General features: G+C 37.8%; 14 protein-coding genes and 1 pseudogene. 7 read left to right on the top strand and 8 right to left on the bottom strand.

Annotated elements, in window-relative coordinates; genetic code table 11:
* Positions 1-889 (bottom strand): DMT family transporter (locus PSF16_RS13475; RefSeq protein WP_272689419.1); only part of this gene is annotated, 889 nt, incomplete at its 3' end.
* Between the two features lie 129 nt (positions 890-1,018).
* Here PSF16_RS13475 and PSF16_RS13470 point away from each other — a divergent pair.
* Positions 1,019-1,888, top strand: a complete 870-nt coding sequence (locus PSF16_RS13470) for a LysR family transcriptional regulator (protein ID WP_036965727.1) — start codon at positions 1,019-1,021, stop codon at positions 1,886-1,888.
* On the opposite strand, the gene yqfB is transcribed toward PSF16_RS13470, so the two are convergent.
* A complete protein-coding gene (yqfB, locus tag PSF16_RS13465; protein WP_272689418.1) occupies positions 1,885-2,214 on the bottom strand; it encodes a N(4)-acetylcytidine aminohydrolase in 330 nt (109 codons plus the stop codon). The genes PSF16_RS13470 and yqfB overlap by 4 nt on opposite strands.
* 118 nt (positions 2,215-2,332) lie before the next feature.
* Between yqfB and PSF16_RS13460 the strand changes: the two genes are divergently transcribed.
* A complete protein-coding gene (locus PSF16_RS13460; RefSeq protein ID WP_272689417.1) occupies positions 2,333-3,115 on the top strand; it encodes a GNAT family N-acetyltransferase in 783 nt (260 codons plus the stop codon).
* A 50-nt stretch (positions 3,116-3,165) separates the two neighbouring features.
* Here PSF16_RS13460 and PSF16_RS13455 read toward each other — a convergent pair whose 3' ends face one another.
* Positions 3,166-4,095, bottom strand: coding sequence for an acyl-CoA thioester hydrolase/BAAT C-terminal domain-containing protein (locus PSF16_RS13455; RefSeq protein WP_036963637.1), 930 nt, complete (start codon positions 4,093-4,095; stop codon positions 3,166-3,168).
* Positions 4,096-4,595: 500 nt separating this feature from the next.
* On the opposite strand from PSF16_RS13455, the gene PSF16_RS13450 reads away from it, so the two are divergent.
* Positions 4,596-5,384, top strand: coding sequence for a GNAT family N-acetyltransferase (locus PSF16_RS13450; RefSeq protein WP_006661761.1), 789 nt, complete (start codon positions 4,596-4,598; stop codon positions 5,382-5,384).
* A 71-nt stretch (positions 5,385-5,455) separates the two neighbouring features.
* Here PSF16_RS13450 and ddlA read toward each other — a convergent pair whose 3' ends face one another.
* Together ddlA and PSF16_RS13440 are read right to left on the bottom strand one after the other, a co-directional pair.
* Positions 5,456-6,559, bottom strand: a complete 1,104-nt coding sequence (gene ddlA, locus PSF16_RS13445) for a D-alanine--D-alanine ligase (protein ID WP_272689416.1) — start codon at positions 6,557-6,559, stop codon at positions 5,456-5,458.
* 134 nt (positions 6,560-6,693) lie between these two features.
* Entirely contained in the window at positions 6,694-7,455 is a 762-nt protein-coding gene (locus PSF16_RS13440; protein ID WP_272689415.1) for a LysR substrate-binding domain-containing protein, read from the bottom strand.
* A gap of 66 nt (positions 7,456-7,521) precedes the next feature.
* On the opposite strand from PSF16_RS13440, the gene PSF16_RS13435 reads away from it, so the two are divergent.
* Positions 7,522-8,142 carry a LysE family translocator gene (locus PSF16_RS13435; RefSeq protein ID WP_272689414.1) on the top strand — a complete coding sequence of 207 codons (621 nt, stop codon included), beginning with the start codon at positions 7,522-7,524 and terminating at the stop codon, positions 8,140-8,142.
* Positions 8,143-8,152: 10 nt separating this feature from the next.
* Here the strand turns inward: PSF16_RS13435 and PSF16_RS13430 are convergent, their stop codons facing one another.
* Together PSF16_RS13430 and PSF16_RS13425 are read right to left on the bottom strand one after the other, a co-directional pair.
* Positions 8,153-8,635, bottom strand: coding sequence for an NUDIX hydrolase (locus PSF16_RS13430; protein WP_006661765.1), 483 nt, complete (start codon positions 8,633-8,635; stop codon positions 8,153-8,155).
* A gap of 25 nt (positions 8,636-8,660) precedes the next feature.
* The gene (locus PSF16_RS13425) at positions 8,661-9,998 is read right to left on the bottom strand and encodes an aminotransferase-like domain-containing protein (protein WP_272689413.1); all 1,338 of its coding nucleotides are present in this window, start codon (positions 9,996-9,998) and stop codon (positions 8,661-8,663) included.
* Positions 9,999-10,084: 86 nt separating this feature from the next.
* Here PSF16_RS13425 and PSF16_RS13420 point away from each other — a divergent pair, with 86 nt between their 5' ends.
* The 3 genes and pseudogenes from PSF16_RS13420 to PSF16_RS17465 all read left to right on the top strand — a co-directional run bounded on the left by PSF16_RS13420 (position 10,085) and on the right by PSF16_RS17465 (position 15,280).
* Positions 10,085-10,996: a DMT family transporter gene (locus PSF16_RS13420; protein WP_036963629.1), complete on the top strand. Its 912-nt coding sequence runs from the start codon at positions 10,085-10,087 to the stop codon at positions 10,994-10,996.
* Positions 10,997-11,107: 111 nt separating this feature from the next.
* Complete coding sequence (locus PSF16_RS13415) at positions 11,108-12,199, top strand: efflux RND transporter periplasmic adaptor subunit (protein ID WP_224063795.1); 1,092 nt, start codon at positions 11,108-11,110, stop codon at positions 12,197-12,199.
* Positions 12,196-15,280: pseudogene (locus PSF16_RS17465) on the top strand (efflux RND transporter permease subunit). The gene PSF16_RS13415 and the pseudogene PSF16_RS17465 overlap by 4 nt, the downstream one beginning before the upstream one ends.
* A 170-nt stretch (positions 15,281-15,450) precedes the next feature.
* On the opposite strand, the gene leuE reads toward PSF16_RS17465, so the two are convergent.
* Complete coding sequence (leuE, locus tag PSF16_RS13400) at positions 15,451-16,092, bottom strand: leucine efflux protein LeuE (protein ID WP_006659852.1); 642 nt, start codon at positions 16,090-16,092, stop codon at positions 15,451-15,453.
* Positions 16,093-16,354 lie beyond the last annotated feature (262 nt).

Genomic DNA, 16,354 nt, shown 5'->3' with positions numbered 1-16,354 from the left:
TTACCCATAACCCGAAGATAATCACTATCCCACCCAATAATGCAGAGAATGTAATCTCTTCATTTAAAAACAGCGCTCCTATTATTACCGCTGTCAACGGATTCAGTGCAATGAATGACCCCGCACTCGCTGCACCTAACTGATCAATACCTTGGTAATACCAAATATAAGCCAGTGCTGAACCTAAAACACCTAAATAAAACAAGCTAACAATATCAGTATTAGTTAAATGAGCTACCCCTTCTATTGTTAATTGCCCTGCCATTCCCGTCACGATAATCAACAGTAAAGTTCCTAATAACACAGCATAAGCAACAGTATGCATCGCACCAATTTCTCGAATAATATTTCTACCAGCAACCGTATAAATTCCCCAACTCACCACACAACCTAATATAGCGATATCACCTTGATTTGTTAAAAATCCATTTACCCCTGATGTTTTTGCAGAGAGTAATATCGTTGCACCTAATACACAGCAACTAATACCAACGCCTTTCATTAAGGTGATTTTTTCACGCCATAATAAATATGATATTAGTGCAATCATTGCGGGGTTAATTGCGACTAATAAGGCCGCTCTTGATGCCGGAATCAACTGTAACCCATAGAAAAAAAGTACCTGATAAATAAAGATGCCACTACACCCTAATAACAAGACTTGGGCAAACTGACGGATATTTATTTTCTTCCAACCCAAACGAGTCACACTCAGCAAAATAACTAATGAAACGCTAGCAAAAAGAAATCGCACTGTAGCTGAAAGCAATGGAGATATATCAGACTGTAGCACCCTTCCTGCAATAAATGTTCCTCCCCATAAGATAGAGACACAGATCATTTGCAACACAATCATGTTTACCGGTCTAAGGTATTTATTATTTTTCATTCCATCGCGGATTACCCTATTCAAAATACTCACCTCTTCCAATCAGAAATTATGCAATTTATTGACTCGCCCACATCAGATGGATAAGTTATTGGTTATCTATCATCATATGCAAATGAGCTTTTACTCATGACATTAAGTCAATTGGAAATATTTACCCTTGTTGCTGAGCTTAAAAGCTTTACCTTAGCGGCAATGTCATTGAAGATTTCCCAATCTGCGGTTTCCCATGCGATTAAATCACTCGAAAAAGATTTAAATGTCATGCTATTTACGCGGGAACAAAACCAAATCACGCTGACAGAAATTGGTTGTACCCTATTAAACCGAGCACAACACATATTGAGTCTTCAGGAAACCATGAGGCAAGAGGCTCAAGCCTCTAATGGATTGAAAAAAGGTGTACTACGGATTGGTTCTTTTGGACCAGGCTCTTCAACTAACATTCTGCCGCCATTATTGACCGCATTTCGTCAACAATACCCTGATATTCAAATCATTGTTGATGAAGGTGATGACGAAAGTGTGACTCAATGGTTGCAAGAAAAACGCGTAGATGTTGGCGTTGTCGTCTTGCCAGACGAACGTTTCGATACTTTTCTTGTGAAACAAGATCAATACGTAGCCATATTGCCATTAAACCACCCATTAGCGATTCATGAGGGGCTTACTTTAAAACAGTTATGCAATTATCCTTTTAACCTAACTCAAGCTGGCTCAGGAAAGGTTGTACTGAGCTTATTCTCTGCACAAAAGCTGACGCCTAAGATTCAATTTAGAACCCGCCAACTTCTAAGCACTTTTTCATTAGTAGCTCGAGGTGAAGCTGTGTCAATTGTGGCTCAACTCGCAATCCCCGAAAATATTAACAACATCGTCGTAAAACCATTAATTCCCCGCGTGACTCGGGATATTGCCTTTGCAGTTAATAACCTCAGTGATGCTTCTCCAGCCACAAAAGCCTTTATTAAGCTAGTAAAAAGCTGTCATCGTGATTAAGCGTTTGCTGTTGTTAATCGGTAATGAATAACATATAGGCAATTTTCTGTTGGGTAAATTTCACGAATTAAAGCTTTCAATGTTTCAAATGTCATCCCTTCTTGAGTCGCGTGATACTCTGAAATATCATCGTAGTTCAGTGACTCAACAGAAAGTATCTCAATGTCGGTATAGTACTCGCCAGTTTCTAAAGCGTGGACTTTGACAACTGAGCCTGGTACATAATGACTCTCACTTTCATCACGAATGGTGATCACTTTTTCACCGGAAACAACCAGTGGTAATAAACGCTCAAAGAACGTGATGGTTTCGGGGATATTATTCACAGATATTCCTTAATCTTTTATTAATTAAACAAATGCTATCCCATGTACCATAGTGTCAGCAATCTCAATTTTCTCAATAGACTAGAAACGTTCAGTTAATTTATTAGGACACCATGAAATGACTCACAACGAAGCGTGTTTTTACTTATTAGAAGATATTTTTTGGTCTGCTATCAGCCTAAAGACGCATCATGTAGAGCCAAATACGTTTGCCTATTTTACTGAGCTAAAAACTCCCGCTTTTAATTATATTTACTTGCATTCAGGAGCAACTATTGCTGGCTTTGAAGCGGCAAATACATTGTTTCAACAACATTCAAAACCCTATATTTTAGTTGTTCACACCGATGAATTACCCAAGTTCTCACATTGTATACAACAACATGATCTTATTGATGATGGTGAATCAACAGCGATGGTATTTGAACTTACGGGGAATGAATTCAAAACGGGAAACCAGTTACCAGATGTCTATGATATAAAGCTTAGTAATCATAATCTCTCAGACTGGTCAAAACCGCTTATTACTGCGTTTCCTGTAGTCAATGAACTAGATTGCGATAATGATGAATCCATTATTGATGAATATATTCGCTATCATCAGCGTGCGTTGGACAAGCAAATCAATATCATGCATTTTGTCTTATTTAATCAGCAGACCCCAGTATCATCACTAACACTCACGCTACACAATGACATTGCGCGCTTAGATGATATTGGTACAGACATTGAATTCCAGAGGCAAGGATTTGCCACGACATTGATTAAATATGCTTTACAGATTTGTAGTCAACATAGAATCAAGCAGTGCTATTTGGAAGCGTCTAGCGATGGTTTATCGGTATATCAAAAACTTGGATTTAAATCGATATTTAAATATCACAGCTATATTTCAGAATAAAATCAATTACGTCCAACTCTGCTCTATCGGAGTTGGGCGTAAAGGCGGGTTTATTTTTGTTTGTTTATCCCTGCATACCAATCTTGAATATCCTTAATAACACTAGATGACTGATTATTACCCTGACTATTTTGAAAATAATGGTCCAATGTTGAATAGGTTTTATAGGTAATATTAGGATTTTTTACCTCATCCATCATTTTTTTTGCCCCTTCAACATCGACATTCGTATCTGCAAGAGTTTGAATCACTAAGTGCGGTTTATGTACACCTTGCAATAGTTTTTTATTATCAATAGTTAATGCTTCATACCACCAATTTTGCCCATGCCCACTCGGAAATTGATTGTCCTCTAAGTGTTCATGCAATACAGCATTTGCAAACTGGTTAAATCCTTCAATTGCACCGTCTACTTCTTCGGGGGGAACACTCTTTTTAATGCTATAAAACACATCATTAATAAAAAACTGTCCGCCACCATTTAACGAAATCGCAGCATCAATAAAATTGACCTTAGACGCGATAATATTGGTAATAATTGCCCCTTCGCTTCCTCCAAGTAAAACAATATATTGATACTGAGGTTTTAGTTGATTTAACACAGCAATATAATTATCCACACGCTCAAAATAAGAATCATTCCTCATGTATTCTACAGGGCACTCATCTTCTGAAACTTCTTCACCATTTTGTCCTATTTGGGCGTTTAACCCTGTTTTTTCTACCAATAGAACGTCACTATTAGGTAATACCGCCCTAAAATTCTTAATCATATTTTGGTTATTTACGACACTTTTGCAGTCAGAACCTTGAATTAATACTAAGAGTTCTTTCGATGAATTTGACTGACTCTTTAGCAAATAATAGTGGATCTCTTTTTTATCAATTTTCAGTGTTTGCATCTCGAAATTGTCATTCGCTGATTTGGCAAACATCGAATAGCTCGCTAAAAGTACAATGCCTAATATGATTCTTTTCATATCCGCAATCCGACTCCTCTATTTTTTGTCTTCTAAAACAATATGTTGATGCATGCTGTCTTCTATTTCGTTATTTATGCTATTTTTCTCACAAGATTAAGCATGTTTATGCAGGTACGATCTCTTTATTTTCGCTATCATAACAACGCATTTATAGATAATATCATTGAGTTATATAGTTTTTTATAAATTAAGTGCTTGTCGTAGGATAGCATTAAATAACAAATTATCTGCATATCGCACGAAACGCCTTAATTTATCCTCAGATTTACTTTATAGATATTGCTAAAAAGCACTGTAAGCGTTGCATAATAATGAGAGCTAAGACTAAAGATAGAATGACAACTGCGGCAACAGTTGCCGATTTTAGAGGTTTAGTTATTATCAGTAGATAAGTATCAACAGCTTTACTACCAATAAGTTAACAGAATTTTACATGGGATCAGATTGATTATTTACCCCATTTTTGACTAACACATTTTGTATCAGGTAACTGACTAATGAATATACCGCTCTACTATTTACGACATTACCAATCGATCGAAAAGACGTTTTGGACTTCGATTTGTGAGCACAGTATCCAGATTGCACAACATACAATTTGTTATTTAACTCCGTTAAATTCCCCCGCATTTAATTTTATCTATTTGCAGCCAGATTCGACCCATCACGCATTTATGCAAGCTTATAACCTGTTTGTGTCGCAGAAAAAAAATCATACCTTGGTTATTCCAGAAGAAATGCTACCAAAAGTGATTGATGATATTGAAGCACTTAACTATAAGCGTGACAGCGTCACCACAGCAATGGCATTAACTTTATCACAGCAAAAAGAAGTTAATTTACCAGATAATCAAGTAGATATAGTATTAGCCAACCATGATTTGTCCCTTTGGGCAAAACCATTAGTTTCTGCTTTTTACCTTTCAGAAGAACACGATTTAGTGATCCAAGAATATGTCCGCTACCATGAAGATGCTCTTCAACAAGGTGCTCCTCAATTCCATTTTGTTCTCTTAGTCAATGGTGAACCCGCGACATCAATGACTGTGACTATTGAAGGTGAGTTAGCACGTTTTGATGACATTGGCACCGAACCTAAATTTCAGGGTAAGGGCTACGCATCCCAACTCATTGACTATGCGCTAGCATTTTGCCGTCAACAACGTGTGGAACATTGTTTCTTAGATGCTTCTGAAGCAGGTTTTGACTTATATAGAAAATTTGGATTTGAGCCACTGTTTCGTTATATCAATTATGTTTGGTGTAACAAAAACACAATGCATTAATGGCTTGATGTGATGATCAGTAATGCCGATAGCGACTGGCTATCGGCAATACTAGTAGAAAAAATTAGAAACTAAATTTCATCGCAGGCCGTTTTTAAAGCCGCTATTTGCTCGAATTTTTCAATTCCCAGCTCAATTAACCGGCTGATCAATTCTTGATAAGTCATGCCACCTTGCTGCCATAACTTTGGATACATGCTGATATTAGTAAATCCTGGTAATGTATTGATTTCATTAATCACAACATCGTTGTTTTCTGTTAAAAACACATCAACACGGGACATACCACTGCAATTCAATGCTTGATATGCTTCTAGCGCAATCGCCCGAATTTTATCACTAATATCATGCTCTAGATCTGCTGGGGCAACAACGGATGCTCCATTTTCATCAATATATTTAGTATGGTAAGCATAGAAGCTATCATGCAACACAATTTCGCCACATGGGCTTGCAAGTGGATGCTCATTTCCAAGCACTGCACACTCAATTTCACGACCTTTCACTGCGCTTTCAATCAGCACTTTTACATCAAATAAAAATGCAAAATCTAATGCCGCGTTAAACTCGCTTTCATTATTAACTTTACTGATCCCAACTGATGACCCTTGGTTAGCAGGTTTAATAAATAATGGTAAGCCCAGTTTTTCAACCGTCGCTGAGTAGCTAATTTCATCACGCCCACTTTTTAATATCGTGATAAATGGTGCAATATGTAACCCGGCATCTCTTAGTAGGCGCTTAGTGACATCCTTATCCATACATGCGGAAGAACCTAAAACACCCGGACCTACAAAAGGTAGATTCGCCATACGCAACAACCCTTGCAAAGAACCATCTTCACCTAAGTTACCGTGGACGATTGGAAAAATAACATCAATTTGCGGGAGCGGTTTTGCATCTTCTAAAGAAATGAATTGTTCACTCTGTTTACCAGGAACAATTGCAATACTGCGTTTTGGTGTATTTAACGCAATATGAGCAGGATCATCACCATGTAGCAGGAAGTTTGCTTCATCATACTCATGCCATTGCCCTTCTTTATTAATACCAATCAGGCATACATCAAATTTACTACGGTCTAATCCATTAATAATATTTTTAGCTGATTGCAACGAAACTTCATGCTCGGTAGATTTTCCACCAAAAATGACACCAACCCGAATTTTGCTCATTATTCACTCCAACATAAAGACACCAAAACGATTCTGGGAAATATAGCACGCAGAGAAATAGTTAGGGCATAAAATCTTCACTGCATCAGTAGGTTCGATGATTTAATGACCAACCCCTTAAAATTATACAATTTTTATACCGATTGCTGAGTCATTAACAAGCTTTGTCTAACGTTCTCTTCTAACCATGATTTAAAAATTGCGACAGGGGTATTCGCGTTTGTCTCTTTTGCTGAAAGTAAATAATACGCTGATCCATCTTCAATGAAGCCTTCAGGAGCAATTAATTGTTTTGTTTCAATTTCATCTGCAACCATTAGAAATGATGCGATAGCCGCCCCTTGCCCAGCTAAAGCTGCCTGTAAGCAAAGATAAAAATGTTCAAAACTGATTCGTTTATTCTTTTGTAAATTGATCCCACTGCGAGATTGCCATGTTTGCCAAACATTGGGACGTGATGACGGTACAAGTAATGGCATATCCGTATATGGCTGGTCACCCAATTTTTTTACAACCCCCATCCATTCAGCACATATTTTTGTCGCATAAATATTATCACTCCATATGAAATCATTGCGACGAAGTGCAAGGTCAGTCCCCGTTTTGGCAAAATCAATCGGTCCACCAGCTGCAACTAAGTGCACTGTAATTTCAGGATGCTGTTGATAAAACCGAGTTAACCGCGGTATCAGCCATTTCATTGCGATAGTGGGTTCACACGATAAGCTCACCATTTGGCTTTGAGGATGATGAATTATTTTCTCTACTGTCTCAGCCAGTTGCTGAAACATGTTTGCGGTTGTTTGAAATAATAATTTACCTTCAGCCGTCAAAAAAACAGCTCGATTACGGCGCTCAAACAACGCTACGCCAAGGTATTGATAATCAATAATCAAGTTTATTTAATTCATTTGTTACTTATCAATATTTACGTCAGTTTTCATTACAATTAGGATTCCACTATGAATGAAATCATCGCCGTTGCAACAATAACTATTTTGGCTGTTATTAGCCCAGGTCCCGACTTTGCTATGGTCACGAGAAATAGCTACTCTTATGGCACTAAAACAGGTTTATTATGTGCCTTTGGTATTGCTGCGGGTGTTCAAGTCCATGTGTTGTACACTATTTTTGGTGTAACGCTAATCATTATGAGCTCTCCCACATTATTTATGGCCGTCAAACTTCTCGGTGTCGGTTACTTGGTTTATATCGGCTTCAAATCCCTGACAAACAAAATAGCGATCAACACGAGCCATAACCTTAGCCCTGTCTCAGCCCAGACCTCATTAACAACCTTCAAGACGGGTTTTCTAACCAATGCACTCAATCCGAAAACTATGTTTTTCGTTATTTCTATCTATACGCAAGTGATCCAAACAGATAATTCCCAATGGCTTAATTTCAGCTATGGCGTATTTATTTCCTTTGTGCACTGGCTATGGTTTAGCTTAATAGCTTTATTTTTTTCATCTCCATTAATTAGAAACAAAATTCTAAAATATCAATTTTTTATGGATAAAGTGATCGGTGCTTTATTAATTGTCTTAGGTGTTTCATTACTGTTTTTTAATATTTCATAGTCAGTTTGAATCATCTAAACCTAGGAGACGACTTTTCTTGATAAAACTCATTAACCATGATCGCAAGCTCATACACATCGTTAGGTAGATTTAAGTGACGCATTTGATGGAGAGACACCCAGTGAAAATCCGTATGACATTGAGCATCACTTTCTAGTAACTCACATAAATAAACCATATCGATATGCCAATGTTCTCCTTGATGTTTATCGGCAATACGTTCTTTTAAAATAGCTAATGGGATGGGCAAGGAGTCAGTCTGACCTGAATGATTAACTTGTGCTTGCAGTGGGTAGCGGCAATCAATCACTTTGCAGTGTAACCTTGTTTCTTCCAACACTTCGCGTACAACCGCCTCTTGCGGCTCTTCATTCGGGTCGACATGACCTCCTGGTGGTAACCAAATTCCCAATTTAGGGTGTTCATGTAAAAGAAACTCACCTTGTCGATTGCAGATCATCGCCGTTGCTGTGAAATGTTTAACTTGCTCCACTCTTTTTTCCTTAAAGTAATTGGACCTATAAATCAATCAAGTACAAAATAACATGCCTAATTGCCTGTAGTGCCACCGTCAATTCTTCATGGGATAAGGTACTAATTGCAACTCTTAACGCCTGCGGCGTCTTATTAGACGTGCTATAAGATTCCGCACTGCTAATAGCAATATGCTGTTTTTTTAACTCACTAACCACGATATCTGCACGTACACCTTCAGGTAACGGTAACCAGACAAAATAACTGGCAGGATGCGCAATATAAGGTATATCGACAAAAATCTGCTGGACTATTTTTTGCCGAATTTTTGCATCTCGCCGTTTATCTCTTTCAATACTGTCGACTTCACCTTTCTCAATCCAATCACATAAGATGGCAGTCGTTATTGCTGGTGTATTCCACGTTGTAATACGAATAATACGCTCTATATTCTCAATATATTGCTGTGGTGCCAACACGGCTCCTACCCGTAATCCGGTGGCAATATTTTTCGAAAAACCCGTCGTATAAAACGTAATTTCTGGTGCAAGCGTTGCTAACGGAACAACCGCAGGTCGCTGTAAAAACGCATAAGAACCGTCTTCAATTAAGAAGAATTGGTACTGCTTTGCTAAAGCAACTAACTTTTTGCGATCAGATAAATTCATTACCCAACCCAACGGATTGTGCAGTGTCGGCATGGCATAGTACGCCCGAAATTTTCTTTGCTGACACAGTTTTTCTAATGCCTGTAAGTTAGGACCATTTTCGTTCATAGGCACTGATATCAACTCTAAGTGATACATTTTCGCGAGAGCTTTAAATCCAGGGTAAGTGAGTGCATCTACCGCAATAATGTCCCCAGGGCTAAACATACCCAAAATAATGGTTGCTAGACCATGTTGCCCACCACTCACTAAAGCGACTGTATCTACTGAAGCATGAGTCAGTCCGCGCTGTTTCAAATAGTTAGCAACGGTTTTTCTTTCATGTTCTCTTCCTGTATGCTGCTGATAATAAAGAATACCTTCCAAATCACCACCAACTGCAATCTCCCTCAGAGATTCACGCAAGAGCTTGGTCTGTTCTTTAGCTATTGGGTAACTGAAGTTGAGATCCAATGTATTTTTAGCTACATCTTGTTCAATACTCAGCTTAGGTAATAGATTGATATCTCTAACAAACGTTCCTCTTCCTGTTTCTCCTATAATCAATCCCTTTTCAATGAGTTCGCGATAGACCCGTGAAGCGGTCACTAAAGAAATACCGGATTTTTCTGCAAACTGCCGGTGAGTCGGTAAACGGGTTCCTACTTTTAATTCCCCATTCATGATCTGTGCTGAGATTGAATCAACATACTGCTTATAACGATTTTGTGTCATGAAATTGTACCTATGACAATTTTTTGATTGTCATGATTATGTCGATTAGTTTTGCAAAACTCCATGACAAATAACAACGGTCAATTATGAATCAAAATAAATCGTTAACCTCAAATCACACGACCATACCTTCTACCTCTCAGACCACACGAGGTTGGATTAATGGCTTTATAGGTATCGTTATTTTTAGCGGATCGTTACCTGCAACCAAGCTGGCTATCAGTGGCTTTACACCTGATTATTTAACCATCTTACGCGCTACCATTGCTGGGATCTTGGCTCTCATTATTCTGATAGTTCTACGCCAAAAAATACCAACAAAACAAAAAATCGCTCCACTTTTCATTGTTTCCTTAGGTGTGGTACTCGGTTTTCCATTTTTAACCGCACTTGCATTACAGTACATTAGCTCCTCTCACTCCATTGTATATTTGGGCTTACTTCCGCTGTCTACTGCTTTATTTGGTGTATTACGCGCAGGCGAGCGCCCTCGCAAATTATTCTGGTTGTTTTCAATCATGGGAAGTTTATTTGTAATCGGCTTCGCAATTCTTCAAGGTGCAACACACGCATGGCAAGGCGATTTGTATATGGTCATTGCGGTCATTGTCTGTGGGCTGGGTTATGCAGAAGGCACCGTACTCTCAAAATCATTAGGTAGCTGGCAAGTTATTTGTTGGGCTTTGGTTCTCGCATTACCAATCATGCTGATATTCAGTTTTTGGCGACTACCAACTACATTTTCCACTGTCTCATTTGAGGCATGGATGGGGCTCGCTTACGTATCTCTATTTAGTATGTTAATTGGTTTCTTTTTTTGGTACCGAGGTCTAGCAGATGGTGGGATTTCTGGCGTAAGTCAATTGCAGTTATTACAACCTTTTATCGGCTTAGTTCTTTCTGCTTGGCTACTCAATGAATCCGTTAATAGTGTCATGATAACTTCGACACTTGGCGTTATTCTTTGTGTGGCTGGTTCAAAATACTTTGCGCGTTAAGTATTGAAATTACTAACCTTAACGGAAAATTAAGGTTTAATGTTGGTTTATGGTAATGCTCAGACAATTTCATTAATTTACACCAATATCACTATTGACATGTGTGGACCTATGATACGTCTAAGTATTACCTTGATACTGCTTTACTCATTATTTATTTCTCCCGCTTCATTGTCTGAAACAGTACGATTAAATGTGACTTCCCCCGAGCAGACCACCTATGCGGAAACTTTTTCGCTACCGGGGACGTTCGTTGCAAGAAATGAGATCGCTATTGGTTCACCATTGCAACAACAAATGGTGATTGATGTTTTGGTTGAGGAAGGTCAATGGGTCGAGAAAAATCAGTTGCTCGCGATATTAGAATCTCCGATTCAAAATGCATCGGTTAGCCAACTTCAAGCCGAGACTGAAAAAGCAACTGCATATATTAAGCAGCAAAAAGTGGTGGCAGAACAAGCTCAAAAAGAGCTCTCTCGCCTTACACCACTTGCTAAAACAGGTGCTATTTCTACCAATGATTTCGAGAAAGCGAAATCAGAGTCATTAGCTGCACTTGCACTCCTAGACGCTAACAAAGCAGAGCTACGCCAGTTACAAGCACAGCTTGTAAAAGAAAAAAGTCAGCAAGAAAAATCACGTATTGTGGCGCCTATTTCAGGAGTAATCAGTGAGCGGCATGCTATTCGAGGAATGTTATCGGATAACCAATTGCTATTTAAAATCATTGAAAATGGTGAAATTGAATTTGATGCTTTAGCGCATATTTCTGAATTAAAGCGCTTATCAAGCCTTGAGCGCATTCAATTAAAAACATTAAATAATCAAATAATTACAGGTAAATTACGTTACTTATCCCCGAAAATAGATCCTATTTCACAACAAGGACGAATTCGCATTTCACTTGATGAAAATAGAGACAATCTTCAAGCGGGTGAATCCGGTACCGCCATTATTTCCAATGCAGAAAAACTGCAAACTACACTTCCATACAGCGCCATTCGCACATTAGATAATGGCGAAAGGATTATATTTATTGTTGTTAACAATAAAGTGAAACAACAAAAAGTCACCACTGGAAAAATTCACAATGGTCGTATAGAAATCTTATCGCCTATTTCTAGCGATATATTTGTCGTAACAAATGCCCAAGCATTTTTAACGGAAAATGATACGGTGAGTCCAGTAAAGGATAGACAATGAAACTGCAGTTATCTTCATGGGCAATTACCCGACCAATTCCTACTCTTGTTATTTTTTTAGCGCTGACGGTTGCGGGAATATTTTCATTCAATCAATTACCTGTGACCGCCAATCCTGTTATTAATTTTCCGATTGTAACGGTGACAATTACTCAAGATGGTTCCTCTCCAACCGAAATGGAAAATGCGATTACAAAACCCGTTGAGCGGGCAATATCGGGCATTCCTGGAATTCGACATCTTACATCAACAATTACAGAAGGAATTTCTACCACAACGGTTGAGTTTGATTTAACGATCGATGCCTATATCGCAACAAATGATATTCGTGAACAAATTGCACAGATCCGCAGTGACTTACCTCAATCCATTGATGAACCATTAATTAATCGCATTGATGTTGAAGGTGGTGCAATACTTCGTTATGCGGTTTCCTCTAATCGTCAATCTATCGCTGACTTATCATGGTTTATTGATGACACCGTCAGTAAACAGTTAATTATGGCTCCGGGTGTACAAAAAGTGAGTCGACTTGGCGGCGCTGACAGTGTTGTACGTATTGAACCTGACGCCAATAAATTAGCGGCATTGCAACTCTCAATAGCAGATATAAATGAGTTACTAAGAAGCATTCATCAAAATTCTTCTGGCGGTTCATCTAAATACAATGACTTGCAACATACAATTAGGATTTTAGGCGAAAAAAAGGATATAGATGAAATTAAGAATATCCAGTTACCTATTGGCAACCAGCAATGGATTAAATTAGGGGATATCGCGTCAATTTACCAAGGTCAAAAAGCAACCAAAACCATTTCCCAATTAAATGGTGACGATGTAGTAGGCTTTGCTGTATTTCGTGCGAAAGGCTCTAGTGATACTGCTGTGGCAAATAATGTTGAATATGAACTTGATAAATTAAAACTGAAACACCCAGATATTACCATCCAACTAGTCTCATCAACTGTAAAGTATACTGAATCAAGTTACTATTTAACTATCCAAACATTATTAGAAGGTGCCTTCTTAACCATTATTATTGTGCTTTTCTTTCTAAAAAGTTGGCGTGCAACGTTAATCGCTGCAATAGCGTTACCATTATCCATTCTTCCTACTTTTTTTGTTTTAGCTATATTTGGCTATTCACTTAATAGCATTACCCTACTTGCTTTGACATTAGTCATCGGTATTTTAGTGGACGATGCTATTGTTGAAATTGAAAATATTCAAAAATATATCGAACGAGGTGAACGCCCTTATTTAGCTGCATTGAAAGCATCAGATGCTATCGGTTTTGCCATTGTTGCTATAACGTTAACTATCATTGCAGTCTTTTTGCCGGTTAGCTTTTGGCGGCTTCGTTGGTAAATACTTCGTACCATTTGGCATTACTGTCTCTGCGGCTGTTTTGTCTTCCTTATTAGTTGCTCGCTTAGTCACGCCATTAATGGCAGCCTATTTACTGTTACCGACTAAAAAACAGCAGAGTAAACACGTTATTCCTAACTGGATAAATCGATATACTCGCTTGTTAATGATGACATTAAAGCATAGGAAAATTGCGCTTTCGCTTGCTTTCATCTTTCTAATCGGCTCCATTTCCAGTATTGCTTATTTACCCATTGGCTTTATGCCTAACGGTGATATTAGTGTTAGCCAGATTGACGTTGAGCTCCCGCCCGGAACACCCGTTGAAGAAACACAAAAAGCGGTTCGGAATATGGCGGAAAAATTGAAAGAACGTACTGAAGTTGAATCAATTTATACCATTGCAGGTATAAGCGATGATGCCGATGGAATAGCTCAACATAAGGGTCAGATAATTCTGACATTAACCTCCCCAAATGAACGCGAAATGTCACAAAAACAATTTGAGAATTCAATTGCGCATTTCTTACAACAAACGCCCGATGCCCGTTATACCTTCAGTAACAGTGATGGTAGCAAAGAATTTTCATTAACCTTTACTGGCGCTAATCCAAAAGAGCTAGAAACTCAGATGCATAAACTGCGGGATAGCATCGCTAACATTAAAGGTATTAATAATGTCCGTGTTATTAAACCTCTTTTACGAAAAGAGCTTATTGTCACCCCTAATTTACAAGATTTAGGTCGAACTGCAGTTAATGTGGAAGAAATAGCTAGCACATTAAGAATTGCGACTATGGGTGAAAATAACTCTCGTAGTGCAAAATTTAATTTGCCAGAAAGACAACTCACGTTACAAGTTATTTTGCCTGACAACCAAAAAAATGATGTGGATGTCTTAAATAATCTCTATGTCCGAAGCGATGGTGAAAAAACGGTCCCAATTAAATCGGTTACCCATATTGATTTTAGCGATGGTCCATCACAAATTGATCGTATTAATCGTGCGAGAAAAATGTCTATTGAAGGAAATTTAGACGGATTATCACTTGGTGAAGCATTAGAAAGTGTAACTACTCTTCCTGAATATCAGTCACTGCCAAAAAGCATTGAACCATTAGAGTATGGGGATATGGAATTTATGCTGGATATGTTTGAGCGGTTCAGTACAACTATGTTTTTTAGTGTGTTATTAGTGTTTGCCATACTCATTATTTTGTTTAAGGATTTCATGCAACCTATAACAATTTTAGTTGCTCTTCCATTCTCCATTGGCGGTGCCATTATTGCTTTAGTGTTGTATGGCGCCATGATAGATCTCCCGGTTATCATTGGTATTTTAATGTTGATGGGGATCGTCACTAAAAACTCGATTCTTTTAGTTGAATTTATTCTTGAAAAAGAGCGTTCAGGATTAAATAGACAAGAAGCCATTATCGAAGCTGGGCAAGAACGAATCCGTCCTATTATTATGACCACATTTGCTATGATTGCGGGAATGGTTCCTTTAGTGCTTACAACAGGTGCGGATGCCGGATTTAGAGCCCCGATGGCAATTGCGGTCATCGGTGGATTAATGAGTTCTACAGTGCTCAGTTTGTTGTTTGTACCTGTAATTTATAGCCTAATGGATGACTTGAAGAAAAAGATACTGCCATTACTGGCAAAATGCACCTCTGTCACACAAGCGGATCGAAACATAAAGCATTGGTAGGATGAAATGCACTCTATACTTGGTGAATACTTTAATTGAGCAATAATTATTTTTGATTACTCGCTCAAGTTTATTTCTATGCGAAGAATTACATGTTAAAGGTACCCAAGTAAACACAAAAAAATAGCTGACCCACTTGTCAGCTATTTTTAATAATTATTTGTATTTTATTAGGCAGTTAGCGCTAATTTAGCGCCAAACATTAAGAAAACAGCGCCAATACAACTATTAGAGAATTTGGACAGTTTCTTATTATGTTTCACCATATTCGTTACAGCAACGGCACCAAATATCAGCATAGATAAATAAAACATACTACAGGCTTCTAATATTACACCTAATACGAAAAATGGAACGCCTGCATTTGGATAGCTAGGATCAATAAACTGAATAAAAAATGAAACATAGAATATGATCATTTTAGGATTCAATAAGCTTAAAAAGACTGCTTTTTTATACGTTCCTTTTGTTTCCAAGATAATTTCATTAGCATCTGTGGAAGATTCTTTTTTATGTAACACTGAATATAATGTTTTGATACCTAAGTAAAATAAGTAGGTAGCCCCTGCATACTTGATCACACTAAAAAAGATTGGCGATGTTTTGACTAAAGACGCAACACCTAGAAATGACAAAAAAATGAGCAAAGCATCGCCAGTAAAAACCCCCAGAGCTGCTTTATAGCCATTCTTTACACCATATTTTGCGCTACTCGTTAAAACAAATAAAGAATTAGGTCCTGGTACCAGTGTAATAAAAATAACACCGATAAGGTAAGTCCATAAGTTTGTGATACCCAGATTTTCAAGCATAGGAAACCCGCTAACTCAATAAAAGTTATAACAATTAATTCACATTTATACTGAATGGATACTATGATACACACCTTTAAATTTTAATGAAAGATATCACCAATCAAGAATGATAATACAATATATAACTTCAGAATTACCACTAAAATGCAGTTTATTGCATAAGTATTAAAGATATAATTCAGAGTTAAATATTGAACAAAAACATTTAATCAGCAGGATGCTGAAAATATTTCTTAAGCAGTAAAAAAATTCAATAACC

The sequence above is a fragment of the Providencia sp. PROV033 genome (assembly GCF_028484855.1).
GTDB lineage: Bacteria > Pseudomonadota > Gammaproteobacteria > Enterobacterales > Enterobacteriaceae > Providencia > Providencia alcalifaciens.
The sequence above is the reverse complement of the archived record's forward strand: the minus strand, read 5'-3'. Positions and strand labels throughout refer to the sequence as shown.

Coding starts and splice junctions, on each gene's coding strand:
- PSF16_RS13470 (WP_036965727.1), top strand. CDS start 1,019: ATGACATTAAGTCAATTGGAAATATTTACCCTTGTTGCTGAGCTTAAA.
- PSF16_RS13460 (WP_272689417.1), top strand. CDS start 2,333: ATGACTCACAACGAAGCGTGTTTTTACTTATTAGAAGATATTTTTTGG.
- PSF16_RS13455 (WP_036963637.1), bottom strand. CDS start 4,095: ATGAAAAGAATCATATTAGGCATTGTACTTTTAGCGAGCTATTCGATG.
- PSF16_RS13450 (WP_006661761.1), top strand. CDS start 4,596: ATGAATATACCGCTCTACTATTTACGACATTACCAATCGATCGAAAAG.
- ddlA (WP_272689416.1), bottom strand. CDS start 6,559: ATGAGCAAAATTCGGGTTGGTGTCATTTTTGGTGGAAAATCTACCGAG.
- PSF16_RS13435 (WP_272689414.1), top strand. CDS start 7,522: ATGAATGAAATCATCGCCGTTGCAACAATAACTATTTTGGCTGTTATT.
- PSF16_RS13425 (WP_272689413.1), bottom strand. CDS start 9,998: ATGACACAAAATCGTTATAAGCAGTATGTTGATTCAATCTCAGCACAG.
- PSF16_RS13420 (WP_036963629.1), top strand. CDS start 10,085: ATGAATCAAAATAAATCGTTAACCTCAAATCACACGACCATACCTTCT.
- PSF16_RS13415 (WP_224063795.1), top strand. CDS start 11,108: ATGATACGTCTAAGTATTACCTTGATACTGCTTTACTCATTATTTATT.
- leuE (WP_006659852.1), bottom strand. CDS start 16,092: ATGCTTGAAAATCTGGGTATCACAAACTTATGGACTTACCTTATCGGT.